This window comes from Kitasatospora sp. NPDC003701 (assembly GCF_053587085.1).
In genome coordinates, this window is sequence record NZ_JBSFNM010000011.1 from 132,007 (window position 1) to 146,992 (window position 14,986).

The following is a 14,986-nucleotide window of genomic DNA, read 5'->3' on the forward strand; positions in this document are numbered from 1 at the left end:
CCGAGGGAATATACGCAGGAAGTCTCCACACCTACGCTCGATTACCGCCCAAATCACCCGTCTGCGGCACCCGGCGTGAGGAAACTCACCCGCCCCCGGCGCGGTGGGCCGCACGGTCCGGTGACCGCACGGCCCGGCCGGTCACCGGCCCCGGCGGGTCACTTGCCCGGGTAGGGGTAGAAGCCCTGTCCGCTCTTGCGGCCCAGGTCACCGGCGGTGACCATGCGCGCCATGATCTCCGGCGCGGCGAACTTCTCGTCCTGGGTCTCGGCGTAGATGTTGCGGGCGGCGTGCAGCAGGATGTCGACGCCAGTCAGGTCGGCGGTCTCCAGCGGGCCCATCGCGTGGCCGAAACCGAGCCGACAGGCGGTGTCGATGTCCTCGGCGGTGGCGACGCCCGACTCGTAGAGCTTGGCGGCCTCGACGACCAGCGCCATGATCAGGCGGGTGGTGACGAAGCCGGCCACGTCGCGGTTGACCACCACGACCTCCTTGCCCACGCCCTCGGCGAAGGCGCGCGCGGTGGCGAGCGTCTCGTCGCTGGTCTTGTAGCCCCGCACCAGCTCGACCAGGCGCATCAGCGGCACCGGCGAGAAGAAGTGCACGCCGACGACCGACTCGGGGCGGCGGGTGGCCGCGGCGATCCGGGTGATCGGGATGGCCGAGGTGTTGGAGGCGAGCACCGCGCCGTCCTTGGCGATCTTGTCGAGCTCCTTGAAGACGCCCTCCTTGACGTCCAACTGCTCGAAGACCGCCTCGACCACGATGTCGGCCTCGGCGACCGCGCCCAGGTCCGTCGTGGTGGTGATCCGGCCGAGCGCCGCCTCGGCGTCCTCGGCGGTCATCCGGCCCTTGGCGACGAACTTCTCGTACGAGGACCGGATGCCCGCGAGACCGCGCTGCAGCGCCTCCTCGGTGACGTCCCGCAGCACCACCGGGTGACCGGCCTGGGCGGAGACCTGGGCGATCCCGGCCCCCATCAGGCCGGCCCCGATCACGGCGATCTGCTTGCTGGACGCGTTGCTCATGGCTGGGTCTCCCGGATGCCGTCGCCGCCCTGCGGGCGGGCCCTGAAGGCGGCTCAGGGCAGGGGTCGCCCGCTCATGAGCCGCGCCGCTCATGCGCCGGACTCTAATGCCCTTCCGCCCGCAGTGGTGTCATCCGGGAGTGTGATCTGCGACTGACCTGGCCCGATACCGGAGGGCCGTTGTTCAGATCGTCAGACCGAGGTCCTGCGCGAGGATCGCCGCCTGCACCCGGCTGCGCAGCCGCAGCTTGGCGAGGATGCGGCTGACGTGCGTCTTGGTGGTCGCCTCGGCCATCTCCAGCCGCCCGGCGATCTCACCGTTCGACATCCCGGCCCCGATGCAGGCCAGCACCTCCCGCTCCCGCGGTGTGAGACCCGACACCGACTCCCGCACCTCGGGCCCGACCGTGCGCCCGGGGCGGGCGAAGGTGCCGATCAGCCGCCTGGTCACCGAGGGCGCCAGCATGCCGTCCCCGCGCGCCACCGTGCGGATGCCCTCGACCAGGGTGTCCGCCTCCAGGTCCTTCAGCAGGAAGCCGGCCGCACCGGCCCGCAGCGCGCCGTAGACGTACTCGTCCAGGTCGAAGGTGGTCAGCACCAGCACCTGGGCGGCTCCGGCGGCCACCACCCGGCCGGTCGCCGAGACGCCGTCCAGCCGGGGCATCTGCACGTCCATCAGGACGACGTCCGGCCGCAGCTCCAGGGCCAGGCGCACCGCCTCCTCGCCGTCCGCGGCCTGCCCGACCACCTCCAGGTCCGGCTCGGCCCGCAGGATCATCACCAGCGCCGCCCGGACGGCCGCCTGGTCCTCGGCCACCAGCACCCGAATCGTCATGCCCGCCGCTCCCCTTCCTCGGTCACCAGTTCCCGCGGCAGCACCGCGTGCACGCTCCAGCGCTCCCCGTCCGGGCCCGCCTCGAAGCTGCCGCCGAGCAGCCCGGCCCGTTCCCGCATGCCCACCATCCCCGCCCGGGCGCCGGGCAGTTCCCGGGCCACGTCGGTGCGGTACGGGCTGTCCACGGCGATCCGCAACTCCTGCGGACCGTACTCCAGCAGCACCCGGACCTGCCCCGGGCCGGCGTGCTTCAGCGCGTTGGTGAGCGACTCCTGCACGATCCGGTACGCCGCCAGCCCGACCGGTACCGCGAGCTCCCCGCGCTCGCCACGCTCCGCGAGGTCGAACTCCAGCCCCACGTCCCGCCCGGCCGCCCGGGCCTTGGCCACCAGCGCGTCCACCGCCCCCAGATCGGGTGCGGCGTACGACTCGTCGGCCTCACCGCCGCCGCTGTCGCGCAGCAGCCCGATCATGCGGCGCATTTCGGCCAATCCCTGCACGCTGTTCTCCCGGATCACCCCCAGGGCCGCCACCAACGGGTCCTCCTCGGGACGCCGCTGACGCCGGGCCACCGACTGGGCGCCGGTGGCGTGGATCGCGATGGCCGACAGGTGGTTGGCCACCACGTCGTGCAACTCCCTCGCCATCCGCGACCGTTCGGCCACCACGGCCTGGCGGCGGTCCATCTCGGAGAGCAGCGCGGTCTGCTCGGCCCGCAACCGCTGGGCCTCCGCCTCCTCGCGGTGCTTGCGCATCAGGTCCCCCGTCCAGACCGGCCCGAGGAAGATCAGCGAGGTGATCACCACGACGGCCAGCGCCGTCGGGGCATCGCTGTACAGGAAGGACAGGCTGCTCAGGACGATCACCGAGCCGGCGCCGGTCAGGTGCAGGATGCGGGACATCCGCGGCAGGCCGTAGAGCACCGCCGCGTAGAGCAGGTCGGTGTACATGATGGTGGTCGCGATCAGCGCACCGGTGAAGATGCTCACGGCGAAGACCGCCCCGCCGATCGTCACCGTCAGGATCGGGCGGGTGCGCCGGAAGAGCTCCAGCCCGGCGATGACCAGCAGCGGCGGCAGCACCATCCAGCGCGGGACGCCCTCGGAGTGGTCGTAGACCTTGAAGGCGATCAGCACAAGCCCGCCGATCAACCCGGCGAGGGCGATCGCCCGGTCCTCCTGCCGCGGGGTCAGTGTGGGTCTGCGCACTCCCCCATCAGATCATCCCCGGCCGGGCCGCCGGCTCCGGTACGGGGAGGAGCCGCCGTACATCGAAAGGTGCAGGCCCGGCTCGGCTCCACCGACGACGACCGGAGCGCCCGGACCGGCCAGGCTGGAGGCACCGCTGATCCGACCTGGGAGCACTCCATGATCGTCACTCTGATCGTCGCGGCCGAGGTCGCGTTCTGGATCCTCCTCGCGCTCGGCCTGGCCACCCGCTACCTGCTACGGCTGCGGACGGTGAGCACCGTCCTGCTGGTCGGCCTGCCCGCCGTGGACCTGACCCTGTTCGCCCTGACCGTGCTCGACCTGCGCGGCGGCGCCACCGCCAGTTGGACGCACGCGCTGGCCGCGGGCTACGCGGGCTTCTCCATCGGCTACGGGCCGTCCCTGGTCCGCTGGGCCGACCGGCACTTCCAGTACCGCTTCGCCGGCGGCCCCAAGCCCAAGGGCGCCCCCAAGTACGGCGCCGAGCGGACCCGCCACGAGTGGCAGATCTGCGGGCGCACCGTGGTCTCGGCGGTGATCACCCTGGGTCTGATCACCGCCCTCGTCCCGCTCTCCGACGGCGCCGCGCACTTCGGCGACTTCACCGGCTGGTACCTGCGGCTGGGCCTGGCGGCCGGGATCAACGTGATCGTGGCCGCCTGCTACTCGCGCTGGCCCAAGGAGGCCCCGGCCGGCGCGATCGTCGAGGAGGGCCACGTGGTCGGCTGGAAGATCCCCCAGCAGCAGTAGCGCCCGCCGCTCCGGCCGCCCCGCCGGCTGCCCCGCCCACCGGCGGGGCGGCCGGTTCAGCGGTTCTCGCCCGGCACCCAGAGCACGTCGCCCCGCTCCTTGTTGGCCGCCCGGGCCAGGATGAACAGCAGGTCGGAGAGCCGGTTGAGGTACTTGGCGGTCAGCGGGTTCACGGTGTCCCCGTGCTCCTCGATCGCCGCCCAGGTGGCCCGCTCGGCCCGCCGCACCACCGTGCAGGCCAGATGCAGGTGGGCCGCGCCGACCGTGCCGCCGGGGAGGATGAAGCTGCGCAGCTTCTCCAGCGACTCCAGGTAGTGGTCGCAGTCCGCCTCCAGTTTGTCGATGTAGGACTGCAGCACCCGCAGCGGCGGGTACTTCGGGTCCTCCACCACCGGGGTGGCCAGGTCCGCGCCGACGTCGAAGAGGTCGTTCTGCACCCGGACGAGCACCGCGGCGACGTCCTCGGGCAGGCCCCCGGCGGCGATCGCCACGCCGATCGCGGCGTTGGCCTCGTTGGTGTCGGCGTACGCGACCAGGCGCGGGTCGGTCTTGGTCGTTCGGCTCATGTCACCGAGCGCGGTGGTGCCGTCGTCGCCGGTGCGGGTGTAGATGCGCGTCAGATTGACCATGCCGCCAGACTAGCGAGCGGGTTAGGCGACGTTAACCCCCACCGGGGCACGGGCTGCCAGTGGGCACGCGCCAGGCCCGCGAGGGTCCGTCGCTACGCGACGTTGACCTCCCCCCACCCCGAGGGTCCGTCGCTACGCGACGTTCACCTCCCCCAGCCTCCGGCCGGGGGGACCCCCACCCCGAGGGTCCGTCGCTACGCGACGTTCACCCTCTGCCCGGGCGGGGCGGCTTCGAGCCAGGCGAGGAAGCCGGTCAGGGCGTCGTCGCTCATCGCCAGCTCCAGCGGGGCCCCGTTGTGCAGGCAGCGCAGCACGACCGAGCCGGAGAGCAGCGCAAGCTCCTCCTGGCCCTCGGGGTAGCGCCGGCCCAGTACCTCGATCTCCCGGCGCGGGAGCACCTTGCGCGGGCGCGGGGCGTACGAGAAGACCCGGAACCACTCGATCGAGTCACCGCTGTAGCGGCCGATACCAAAAACCCACCCCTTGCCGTCGGTCTGGGGGACCGGGGCGGAGGTGGGTTTGCCGTTCTCGTCGAGGTCGGGCTGCGTGGAGGCGTCGGCGGGCATTTTGAGCCGGTAGCTGCAGTCGAACGTTCCGCCGACCCGCTGGATCACACGGCGTCGTACCGCGAATGCCACCAGGCCGATCACACCCAGCGCAACGACCGCCGCGCACACCACAAGGGCGAGGACCATGCTCACCTACCTCCTCGCTACCCGCGTTCCCCGTATCGGTCGTATGAGGCGACCGCGTTGACCTACCAACTGAGACGACAGTCCCGGGGTCACGCTCACGCGTCCCCGGGACCGTCGGTCGACCCCGCTAAGCCAGGGTCCGGCGCACTCAGGCGTGGGCCTTGAGACCGCGCGCCGCGAACAGACGCACCTCGGCGCGTCGCTCGGCGTGCTCGTCCAGGTCCGACTTCGCCTGCTCCAGTGCACGCTCGGCGCGCGCGACATCGATCTCGTCCGCCAGCTCGGCGATCTCCGCGAGCAGAGACAGCTTGTTGTCGGCGAAGGAGATGAAGCCGCCGTGCACCGCGGCGATCACGGTGCCGCCGTCCACGGTGCGGATGGTGACCGGACCGGTCTCCAGCACGCTCAGCACCGGGGTGTGACCCGGCATGATGCCGGTGTCACCGGAGGCCGTACGGGCGACGACGATGGTGGCCGCACCGGACCACACCTTGCGGTCGGCTGCGACCAGCTCGACGTGCAGCTCAGCCAACGTGGGCTCCTAGGCTCATGCAACGCCCGATTACTCGGGAGTTTCGGTAAGAATAACGGGCCCGCGCCCCCGGCATGAAACCGGCGGCACGGATTTGACCGGAATCACAGCCGATGCGACGTGAGGGGTGGGTCCCAGGGCTGGGGCCCACCCCTCACGGTCACTCTCGGCTGCTACCGGACGCGACTACTTCTTCGCGAGCTCGGCGGCGTTCTTCTCGAGGTCCTCGATGCCACCGCACATGAAGAAGGCCTGCTCCGGAACGGCGTCGTACTTGCCGTCCGCGATCGAGTTGAAGGCCTCGATGGTCTCCGACAGCGGCACGGTCGAACCCTCGACACCGGTGAACTGCTTCGCCACGTAGGTGTTCTGCGAGAGGAAGCGCTCGATGCGACGGGCACGGTGGACCGTGATCTTGTCGTCCTCGGACAGCTCGTCCATACCGAGGATAGCGATGATGTCCTGCAGGTCCTTGTACTTCTGCAGGATCCCCTTGATACGGATGGCCGTGTCGTAGTGGGTCTGCGCGATGTACCGCGGGTCGAGGATGCGGGACGTGGAGTCCAGCGGGTCGACGGCCGGGTAGATGCCCTTCTCCGAGATCGGGCGCGACAGAACGGTCGTCGCGTCCAGGTGGGCGAAGGTGGTGGCCGGGGCCGGGTCGGTCAGGTCGTCCGCGGGGACGTAGATCGCCTGCATCGAGGTGATCGAGTGACCGCGGGTCGAGGTGATGCGCTCCTGCAGGAGGCCCATCTCGTCGGCCAGGTTCGGCTGGTAACCCACCGCGGAGGGCATACGGCCGAGCAGGGTCGACACCTCGGAACCGGCCTGGGTGAACCGGAAGATGTTGTCGATGAAGAGGAGCACGTCCTGCTTCTCGACGTCACGGAAGTACTCCGCCATGGTCAGCGCGGAGAGCGCGACGCGCAGACGGGTGCCCGGCGGCTCGTCCATCTGGCCGAAGACCAGCGCGGTCTTGTCCAGAACGCCCGAGTCGACCATCTCGTGGATGAGGTCGTTGCCCTCACGGGTACGCTCACCGACACCGGCGAAGACCGACACACCACCGAAGTTCTCGGCGACGCGGTAGATCATCTCCTGGATCAGAACGGTCTTGCCGACGCCGGCACCACCGAACAGACCGATCTTGCCACCGGTGACGTACGGGGTGAGCAGGTCGATGACCTTGATGCCGGTCTCGAACATCTCGGTCTTGGACTCGAGGTCCTTGAAGTCCGGCGCCTTGCGGTGGATCGGCCAGCGGACCTCGACCTGGGCCTCGAACTCGGCCTTGTCGACGTTCAGCACCTCACCGAGGGCGTTGAACACCTTGCCCTTGGTGATCTGGCCGACCGGAACCGAGATGGCGGTGCCGGTGTCGGAGACCTGCGCGCCACGGACCAGGCCGTCGGTCGGCTGCATCGAGATGCCGCGGACCATGCCGTCGCCGAGGTGCTGCGCGACCTCGAGGGTCAGGGTCTTCTTGCCCGAGCCGTCGGGGTTGTCCACCTCGACGTGCAGGGCGTTGAACATGTTGGGAATCGCGTCGACGGGGAACTCCACGTCGACGACCGGGCCGATGACCCGCGCGACGCGGCCCGTCGCCGTGGTCGGCTCAACTGTGGTGGTCATTCTCATTCGCTCCCGCGGCTAGCGTCGGCGAGGGCGTTGGCACCGCCGACGATCTCGCTGATTTCCTGGGTGATCTCGGCCTGACGGGCCGAGTTGGCAAGCCGCGTGAGCGACTTGATGAGCTCGCCGGCGTTGTCCGTCGCGCTCTTCATCGCGCGCCGACGGGCGGCGTGCTCGGAGGCGGCCGACTGCAGCAGCGCGCTGTAGATCCGGCTCTCGACGTACCGCGGCAGCAGTGCGTCGAGGACGCCCTCCGCCGACGGCTCGAAGTCGTACAGCGGGAAGATCTGGTTCGTGGCCTTCGACTGGTCGCTGAGCTCGACCTCGTCGAGCTTCAGCGGCAGCAGTCGCACGTCGACCGCGGTCTGCGTCAGCATGGACTCGAACTCGGTCGAGACCACGTGGATCTCGTCCACGCCGCCGGTCTCGGCCGTGAAGGCCTCGATCAGCTCGGCCGCCACGGCCTTCGCGTCACCGTAGCTCGGCTTGTCCGAGAAGCCCGTCCACGACTGACCCACCGCGAGGTTGCGGAAGGTGTAGTACGACAGACCCTTCCGGCCGACGATGTAGGTCACCACGTCCTTGCCCTCGCCGCGCAGGCGCTCGGTGAGCACCGTCGAGGCCTTGATGGCGTTGGACGAGTAACCGCCGGCCAGGCCGCGGTCCGCCGTGATCAGCAGGACTGCGGCACGCGAGGCGTTCGGGTTCTCGGTGGTGAGCGGGTGCTTGGCGTTGGACCGGGTGGCCACCGCCGTCACCGCCCGGGTGAGCTCGTCGGCGTACGGAGTGGAGGCGGCCACCGCGCGCTGCGCCTTACCGATGCGCGCCGCGGAGATCATCTCCATCGCCTTGGTGATCTTCTTCGTCGCGGTGACAGAGCGGATCCGGCGCTTGTAGACCCGAAGCTGTGCTCCCATGGGTCGTTACGTCCTTTCCCTCGTTACCGGACTCAGGCCTGCTCGGAGAGCAGCTTGCCGTCAGCCGTGGTGTAGCCCTGCTTGAAGGCGTCGATCGCGGTGGTCAGCGCGTCGATGGTGCCGTCCTCCAGCTTGGAGGTCTCGACGATGCCGGCCAGCAGGTTCTTGTGCTGCAGACGCAGGTGGTCCAGGAACTCGCGCTCGAAGCGGCGGATCTCCGCGACCGGGACGTCGTCCAGCTTGCCGGTGGTGCCGGCCCAGATGGAGACGACCTGCTCCTCGACCGGGAACGGCTGGTACTGGCCCTGCTTCAGCAGCTCGACCATGCGCGCACCGCGCTCCAGCTGGGCCTTGGAGGCCGCGTCCAGGTCGGAACCGAAGCCGGCGAAGGCCTCCAGCTCACGGTACTGGGCGAGGTCCAGGCGCAGACGGCCGGCGACCGACTTCATGGCCTTGATCTGGGCCGAACCACCGACGCGGGACACCGAGATACCGACGTTCACGGCCGGGCGGATGCCGGCGTTGAACAGGTCGGACTCCAGGAAGCACTGGCCGTCGGTGATCGAGATGACGTTGGTCGGGATGTACGCCGAGACGTCGTTGGCCTTGGTCTCGATGATCGGCAGACCGGTCATCGAGCCGGCGCCCAGCTCGTCGGAGAGCTTCGCGCAGCGCTCCAGCAGGCGGGAGTGCAGGTAGAAGACGTCACCCGGGTAGGCCTCGCGGCCCGGCGGACGACGGAGCAGCAGCGACACGGAGCGGTACGCCTCGGCCTGCTTCGACAGGTCGTCGAAGATGATGAGGACGTGCTTGCCGTCGTACATCCACTCCTGGCCGATGGCCGAACCGGTGTACGGGGCGAGGTACTTGAAGCCGGCCGGGTCGGAGGCGGGAGCGGCCACGATGGTGGTGTACTCCAGCGCGCCGGCCTCCTCCAGGGCGCCACGCACGGACGCGATGGTGGAGCCCTTCTGGCCCACGGCGACGTAGATGCAGCGGACCTGCTTCTTCGGGTCGCCCGAGCGCCAGTTGTCACGCTGGTTGATGATCGTGTCGATCGCCACCGCGGTCTTGCCGGTCTGGCGGTCGCCGATGATCAGCTGGCGCTGGCCGCGGCCGATCGGGGTCATCGCGTCGATGGCCTTGATACCGGTCTGCATCGGCTCGTGGACCGACTTGCGGACCATGACGCCGGGGGCCTGCAGCTCCAGGGCGCGACGGCCGGTGGAGGCGATGTCGCCCAGACCGTCGATCGCGTTGCCCAGCGGGTCCACGACGCGGCCGAGGTAGCCGTCGCCGACCGGCACGGAGAGGACCTCGCCGGTGCGACGCACCGTCTGGCCCTCCTCGATGCCGCCGAACTCACCGAGGATGACGACACCGATCTCACGGGTGTCGAGGTTCAGCGCGAGGCCGAGCGTGCCGTCCTCGAACTTCAGCAGCTCGTTCGCCATGACCGAGGGCAGACCCTCGACATGGGCGATGCCGTCCGCCGCGTCAGTGACCGTGCCGACCTCTTCACGCGAGGCGGCGTCCGGCTGGTACGACTGGACAAAGTCGGCCAGCGCGTCCCGGATTTCCTCCGGACGGATCGTAAGCTCCGCCATCAGGCTTCCCTGCTCTCCTAGTTTGCGATCCTCGGCCCGCCATTGAGGGCCGCAAGTATTCGACTCTCGGCCGGGTCTCTCGAACCGGCCGTACGATTTGCCGGCTCCGGTGGAGCCGGTTCCCGACCGAGGGTCGGATGTGCTTCGGTGCTCAGCCTTCGAGCGACTGGCGAGCGCCTTCGAGGCGGCTCGACACGGTGCCGTCGATGATCTCGTCGCCGATCTGGACCCGGACACCGCCGACGACCTCGGGGTCGACGTCGATGTTCAGGTGGACCCGGCGGCTGTACAGCCGGCCGAGAGCACCCTCCAGGCGCTCCTTCTGGCCGTCCGACAGCGGCACCGCGGTGGTGACCAGGGCCACCACGCGCCCGCGCCGTGCGGCGGCGAGCTTCGAGTAGGACTCCAGGCCCTGCTCAAGGCTACGGCCACGCGGGTTGTTCACCAGGGCGGTGATCAGCCGGACGGTGCCCGCGTTGGCGCGGCCACCGAGCAGCTTCTTGATCAGCGCGGCCTTGGCGACGGCGCCGGCCTTGGGCTCGGTCAGGCCGGCGCGCAGCTCCTGCGAGCCGCTCACCACCCGTCCGAACCGGAACAGCTCGTCCTCGACGTCGTCCAGGACACCGGCCTTGTCGGCGGCGATGACCTCGGCGTACGCGGCCAGCTCCTCGATCCCGTCGACCAGGTCGCGCGAGCCCGACCAGCGGGAGCGGACCAGGCCGGACACCAGGTCGAGGGTCTCGCCGGAGACCTGCCCGGTGAGCAGCGAGGAGACCAGCTGGGCCTTGTCCTGGCCGGACCGGGACGGGTCGGTCAGGACGCGGCGCAGCGACACCTCACGGTCCAGGAGGACCGTGACGGCGGTGAGCTCCTCGGCCACCTTGACCGCCTCCACCGAGGTGGAGTCGGTCAGGGCTTCGAGGTTCTGCCGCCCGGCGGCCAGCGCCTCACGGCTTGCGCCGATCACTTGGCCGCACCCTGAGCAACGGTGGCCTTGGCCTCCAGCTCGTCCAGGAAGCGGTCAATCACGCCGCTCTGCCGGGCGTGGTCCTCGAGGGACTCACCCACGATGCGGGAGGCCAGCTGCGAAGCGAGCGACCCCACGTCCTGGCGCAGGGCGGCAGTCGCCTGCTTCTTGTCGGCCTCGATCTGGGCGTGACCGGCGGCGACGATGGCCTCGCGCTGACGCTGGCCCTCCTCGCGCATCTCGGTGAGCTGGGCAGCGCCCTGCTCACGAGCCTGCTCGACGATGCGGGCAGCCTCGTGACGCGCCTCGGCGAGCTCGGCGCGGTACTGCTCAAGCAGGGCCTGGGCCTCAACCTGAGCGGCCTCGGCGCGCTCCATGCCGCCCTCGATCGCATCCCGGCGCTCCGACAGCACCTTCTCGATGCTGGGGAGGAGCTTCTTGCCGAGGATCCCGAAGACGATGAAGAAGCAGAGCAGGCCGATGATGATCTCGGGCCATGCGGGGAGGAGGGGATTCATGATCTCCTCCTCCTCCGCGAGGTGAGCCACGATGCTCATATCTGGACCTTCCTCGAAGGGTCTACAGCCGGGATTACTTGGGGCCCTGACCGAAGACGAACGGCATGACGATGCCGATGAGGGCGAGCGCCTCGGTCAGCGCGAAGCCGATGAACATGTTGGAACGGATCAGGCCGGCGGCCTCGGGCTGGCGGGCCATGGCCTGCACGCCGTTACCGAAGATCAGACCGACGCCGATGCCGGGGCCGATCGCGGCGAGGCCGTAACCGATGGAAGCGACGGAACCGTAGACGCCGACCTCAGCGAGCATGCTCATTGCAGTGTGTCCTTTGCGGGGATGGTGTACCGGTGGTGATTGGCCACCGGGCGTTCCGGGGGGAGTGGTTCAGGAGGGCCGTGGGCCCCTGGCTCAGTGCGCCTCTTCGAGGGCACCGGCGATGTAGCTGCTGGCCAGCATCACGAAGATGTAGGCCTGCAGGAACTGGACCAGCAGCTCGAAGGCGGTCAGGCCGATGGCGACGATGAACGAGGCCGAGCCGTAGAGCGCGCCCAGGGTCGGGCTGAGCAGGTACCAGGAGGCGATGGAGAACATCACGATCAGCAGGTGGCCGGCGAACATGTTCGCGAAGGCTCGGACCGCGAGCGTGAACGGACGCACGAAGATGTTCGAGAAGAACTCGATCGGCACCAGGATGAACATGACCCAGCCGGGAATGCCCGACGGCCAGCACAGGTTCTTCAGACCGCCGACGAAGCCGTGCTTCTTGAAGGTCAGCGTCATGTAGGTGACCCAGACGACGGCCGCGAGGCCGGCCGGGAACGCGATCGCCGCCGTCACCGGGAACTGGGCGAACGGGATGACCGACATGATGTTCATCAACCAGACGAAGAAGAACATCGAGACCAGCATCGGGACGTACTTCTCGCCCTTCTTGCCGATCGTCTCCAGCACGATGGACCGCTTGACGAAGTCGTAGCCGATCTCACCGACCAGCTGCAGCTTGCCGGGCACGAGGCGCGGCTTGGCGAAGGCGGCCCAGAAGAAGACGACGACGAGCAGCGAGACGATGATCGACAGCAGCATCGGCTTGTTGAACTCGACGCTGCCGATCGAGAAGATCGGCTCGAACTGGAACTCGTTCAGGCCCGGGGCCGGGAAGCCGCAGCCAGCGTCCCCGAAGTGGCAACTGCCTGAGGCGAGCGAAGACGTGAGTTCAGCACTCACCACGGACTCCTTCGTCGTGACGCATGGTTACGGCAACCTCGGTGTGTCGGCGTGGCCTGCGGCCACGGTGCGGCACTGGAACTTGATGGGTTTCTCGCCGACCCCGCGCGGAAGTGCTCTGCACCACAGCGGGATCATCGAAGACTGCAAGGATCCGGGGGGCGATCCGTCCATCGTGCGGACAGACCTGGCCTCTTCCCGTACTCCGTTGTTGCGACGGACGATAGCAGCCCGTCAGGACCGCATAAACACCGCCCCCCTCGTTGGGGGGACAGCCAGGCCTCGTCACTGTTGACGTCCCGAGTCGGAAGGCTTGTCGCCCTTGTTTTCGGAGGCGTCGGTGTCGACGTAGAAGGTCTTGGCCTTGAGTGCGCCGCGCACCTGGAAGCCCGTCCAGATCAGGGCGCAGCCCAGCAGGGTGAAGGCGAAGGCCTGCCGGTTGAAGAGTTCGGTGTCCTTGAAGACCGCGAGGACGATACCGACCAGCAGGATCTGAGTGGTGTAGACCAGGAGCCCGGCAGCCATCATGATCTGCGGGTTCGACCTGGTCAGCCGGTCGAGCGCGACCTGGCCGAAGCTGAAGAAGGCCATCACCAGCAGCGTTCCGAAGAGGGCGCCGAGCGCTCCCTTGCCACCCGCGACGGCAAAGGAGATCACCATGGCGATGATCCCGGCGACCGCAGTGGGGATCGCGGCGCCGCGAAGGATCCGGGCGTCGTTGGACGGCATGTCGGCAACTCCGGCGGCATGTCGATGTGGCGGGGGGACGGGCACAGAACGTGGTGGTGGTACCGACCAAGGGACCGCCGTGGACCGGCCGCTCTGCGGCGAGTCCGTCGAGGGAGACCGACCGGGGACGGAAGTCCTCCACCTGTCAGGTCTTTCGGCGTGTTCTCGGTACTCGTGAACGGTATCACAAACTATTTGATGAGAGCTTTACCATGATTGTGTGGCACCTGTCACACTGGCGGCCCAACAGTGCCCCCGTACGGGTGAACCACCTTGACGACGTGTCAGCTGCTTCGCCGGGGCACTTCCGGCGGGCACTCCTACCGGCCGCGACCGCTGCCGTGGCCCCGGCCGCCGACCGCCGACGAGCCGCCCTTGTTGCCCAGGTTGCCGAGCAGTTCCTTGTCCTTGGCGGACAGCTCGGCCATCGGCTCCGAGGTCGCCGAGGTCGCAGGGGCGACCGGGGCGTCGCCCTCGGCGACCCGCGCGACGGCCCGGGCCGGCTTGCGGCGCCGGTAGCGCGGCGGCACGAAGGCCTGCACGGCGCGCGGCGCGCGCGGGCGGAAGCGCGGGGTGAGCAGCACCACCAGGCCCACCAGGCAGAGCCCGGCCAGCGTCAGCACGACCGTACGACCGGTGTTGGTGACCGAGAAGGCGACGGTGCCGAAGGCGATCAGCGCGGCCCAGAAGTACATGATCAGAACGGCCCGGCTGTGCGAGTGGCCGACCTGGAGCAGCCGGTGGTGCAGGTGCCGCTTGTCGGCGGCGAACGGCGACTGGCCGGCCCAGGTGCGGCGGACCACGGCGAGCAGCAGGTCGGCCAGCGGCAGCGCGATGACGGTCAGCGGCAGCAGCAGCGGGATGTAGATCGGCACCAGGGCGTGCACGGTGGCGGTCTGCGAACCGGTCTCGCTGGTGATCAGGTCCGGGTCGACGCGGCCGGTGATGGAGATCGCGGCGACGGCCAGCATCAGGCCGAGCATCATCGAGCCGGAGTCGCCCATGAAGATCCGGGCCGGGTGCAGGTTGTGCGCCAGGAAGCCCAGGCACATGCCGATCAGCAGCACGCTGAAGAGCACGGCGGGGGCCGCGTCGGTGATCGTGTAGCCGTACCAGAGCCGGTACGAGTACAGGAAGAAGGCCATCGCGGCGATGCAGACCATGCCGCCGGCCAGGCCGTCCAGGCCGTCGATGAAGTTCACCGCGTTGACCATGACGACGACCATGGTGACCGAGATGACCATGCCCTGGGTCGGGCTCACGGCGACCGCGCCGACGCCCGGCACCGGCAGGGTGATCACGGTGACGCCCTGCCAGACCATCACACCGGCGGCGATCATCTGGCCGCCGAGCTTGACCAGGGCGTCCACGCCCCACTTGTCGTCGAGCACACCGAGCAGCCACATGATCCCGGCGCCGGAGAGCAGCGCGCGGATGTCGGTGCCCTGGGAGAACACCTTGCTGAGGTTGTCCAGCTGGGAGGCGACCAGGATGCCCGCGCAGAGGCCGCCGAACATCGCGATGCCGCCGAGCCGCGGCGTGGGCTCGCGGTGCACGTCACGGGCGCGGACCGGCGGCATCGCGCCGGCCGCGATCGCGAACTTCCGCACCGGGCCGGTCAGCAGGTAGGTGACGGCCGCCGTGCAGAACAGCACCAGCAGATACTCACGCACCACTGGCCTCCTGCGTCACTGTCCGACGGGTGGGTACCGAAG

Annotated in this window: 16 protein-coding genes; 1 reads left to right on the forward strand and 15 read right to left on the reverse strand. The window is 69.3% G+C overall.

What is annotated here, in order from left to right:
• Positions 1 to 158: 158 nt before the first annotated feature.
• The 3 genes from ACWDRR_RS13595 to ACWDRR_RS13605 all read right to left on the reverse strand — a co-directional run bounded on the left by ACWDRR_RS13595 (position 159) and on the right by ACWDRR_RS13605 (position 3,070).
• Positions 159 to 1,028 carry a 3-hydroxyacyl-CoA dehydrogenase family protein gene (locus ACWDRR_RS13595; RefSeq protein WP_449772336.1) on the reverse strand — a complete coding sequence of 290 codons (870 nt, stop codon included), beginning with the start codon at positions 1,026 to 1,028 and terminating at the stop codon, positions 159 to 161.
• A 183-nt stretch (positions 1,029 to 1,211) separates the two neighbouring features.
• Positions 1,212 to 1,862, reverse strand: a complete 651-nt coding sequence (locus ACWDRR_RS13600) for a response regulator (protein WP_449772337.1) — start codon at positions 1,860 to 1,862, stop codon at positions 1,212 to 1,214.
• The gene (locus ACWDRR_RS13605) at positions 1,859 to 3,070 is read right to left on the reverse strand and encodes a sensor histidine kinase (RefSeq protein WP_449772338.1); all 1,212 of its coding nucleotides are present in this window, start codon (positions 3,068 to 3,070) and stop codon (positions 1,859 to 1,861) included. Before ACWDRR_RS13605 ends, ACWDRR_RS13600 begins: the two co-directional genes overlap by 4 nt.
• 159 nt (positions 3,071 to 3,229) lie before the next feature.
• Here ACWDRR_RS13605 and ACWDRR_RS13610 point away from each other — a divergent pair, with 159 nt between their 5' ends.
• A complete protein-coding gene (locus ACWDRR_RS13610; RefSeq protein WP_449772339.1) occupies positions 3,230 to 3,820 on the forward strand; it encodes a hypothetical protein in 591 nt (196 codons plus the stop codon).
• Positions 3,821 to 3,876: 56 nt separating this feature from the next.
• On the opposite strand, the gene ACWDRR_RS13615 is transcribed toward ACWDRR_RS13610, so the two are convergent.
• The 12 genes from ACWDRR_RS13615 to ACWDRR_RS13670 all read right to left on the reverse strand — a co-directional run bounded on the left by ACWDRR_RS13615 (position 3,877) and on the right by ACWDRR_RS13670 (position 14,944).
• Positions 3,877 to 4,449, reverse strand: coding sequence for a cob(I)yrinic acid a,c-diamide adenosyltransferase (locus ACWDRR_RS13615; RefSeq protein ID WP_449772340.1), 573 nt, complete (start codon positions 4,447 to 4,449; stop codon positions 3,877 to 3,879).
• A gap of 194 nt (positions 4,450 to 4,643) precedes the next feature.
• Positions 4,644 to 5,144, reverse strand: coding sequence for a DUF2550 domain-containing protein (locus ACWDRR_RS13620; RefSeq protein WP_030302766.1), 501 nt, complete (start codon positions 5,142 to 5,144; stop codon positions 4,644 to 4,646).
• Positions 5,145 to 5,292: 148 nt separating this feature from the next.
• Positions 5,293 to 5,676, reverse strand: coding sequence for a F0F1 ATP synthase subunit epsilon (locus tag ACWDRR_RS13625; RefSeq protein ID WP_360639367.1), 384 nt, complete (start codon positions 5,674 to 5,676; stop codon positions 5,293 to 5,295).
• A 186-nt stretch (positions 5,677 to 5,862) separates the two neighbouring features.
• Positions 5,863 to 7,308: a F0F1 ATP synthase subunit beta gene (gene atpD / locus ACWDRR_RS13630; RefSeq protein WP_449772341.1), complete on the reverse strand. Its 1,446-nt coding sequence runs from the start codon at positions 7,306 to 7,308 to the stop codon at positions 5,863 to 5,865.
• A gap of 2 nt (positions 7,309 to 7,310) precedes the next feature.
• The gene (locus ACWDRR_RS13635) at positions 7,311 to 8,225 is read right to left on the reverse strand and encodes a F0F1 ATP synthase subunit gamma (protein ID WP_449772342.1); all 915 of its coding nucleotides are present in this window, start codon (positions 8,223 to 8,225) and stop codon (positions 7,311 to 7,313) included.
• Between the two features lie 32 nt (positions 8,226 to 8,257).
• On the reverse strand, positions 8,258 to 9,832 hold the full coding sequence (gene atpA, locus ACWDRR_RS13640; RefSeq protein ID WP_449772343.1) for a F0F1 ATP synthase subunit alpha: 1,575 nt from the start codon (positions 9,830 to 9,832) through the stop codon (positions 8,258 to 8,260).
• A 151-nt stretch (positions 9,833 to 9,983) separates the two neighbouring features.
• A complete protein-coding gene (locus tag ACWDRR_RS13645) occupies positions 9,984 to 10,799 on the reverse strand; it encodes a F0F1 ATP synthase subunit delta (protein ID WP_449772344.1) in 816 nt (271 codons plus the stop codon).
• Positions 10,796 to 11,356 carry a F0F1 ATP synthase subunit B gene (locus ACWDRR_RS13650; protein WP_449772345.1) on the reverse strand — a complete coding sequence of 187 codons (561 nt, stop codon included), beginning with the start codon at positions 11,354 to 11,356 and terminating at the stop codon, positions 10,796 to 10,798. The genes ACWDRR_RS13645 and ACWDRR_RS13650 overlap by 4 nt, the downstream gene beginning before the upstream one ends.
• A gap of 34 nt (positions 11,357 to 11,390) precedes the next feature.
• Entirely contained in the window at positions 11,391 to 11,633 is a 243-nt protein-coding gene (gene atpE / locus ACWDRR_RS13655) for an ATP synthase F0 subunit C (protein WP_030302757.1), read from the reverse strand.
• Positions 11,634 to 11,726: 93 nt separating this feature from the next.
• On the reverse strand, positions 11,727 to 12,542 hold the full coding sequence (gene atpB / locus ACWDRR_RS13660; protein ID WP_449772346.1) for a F0F1 ATP synthase subunit A: 816 nt from the start codon (positions 12,540 to 12,542) through the stop codon (positions 11,727 to 11,729).
• Positions 12,543 to 12,827: 285 nt separating this feature from the next.
• Positions 12,828 to 13,271: a hypothetical protein gene (locus tag ACWDRR_RS13665; RefSeq protein ID WP_449772347.1), complete on the reverse strand. Its 444-nt coding sequence runs from the start codon at positions 13,269 to 13,271 to the stop codon at positions 12,828 to 12,830.
• Between the two features lie 320 nt (positions 13,272 to 13,591).
• Positions 13,592 to 14,944: an MraY family glycosyltransferase gene (locus tag ACWDRR_RS13670; RefSeq protein WP_449772348.1), complete on the reverse strand. Its 1,353-nt coding sequence runs from the start codon at positions 14,942 to 14,944 to the stop codon at positions 13,592 to 13,594.
• Positions 14,945 to 14,986: the final 42 nt, after the last annotated feature.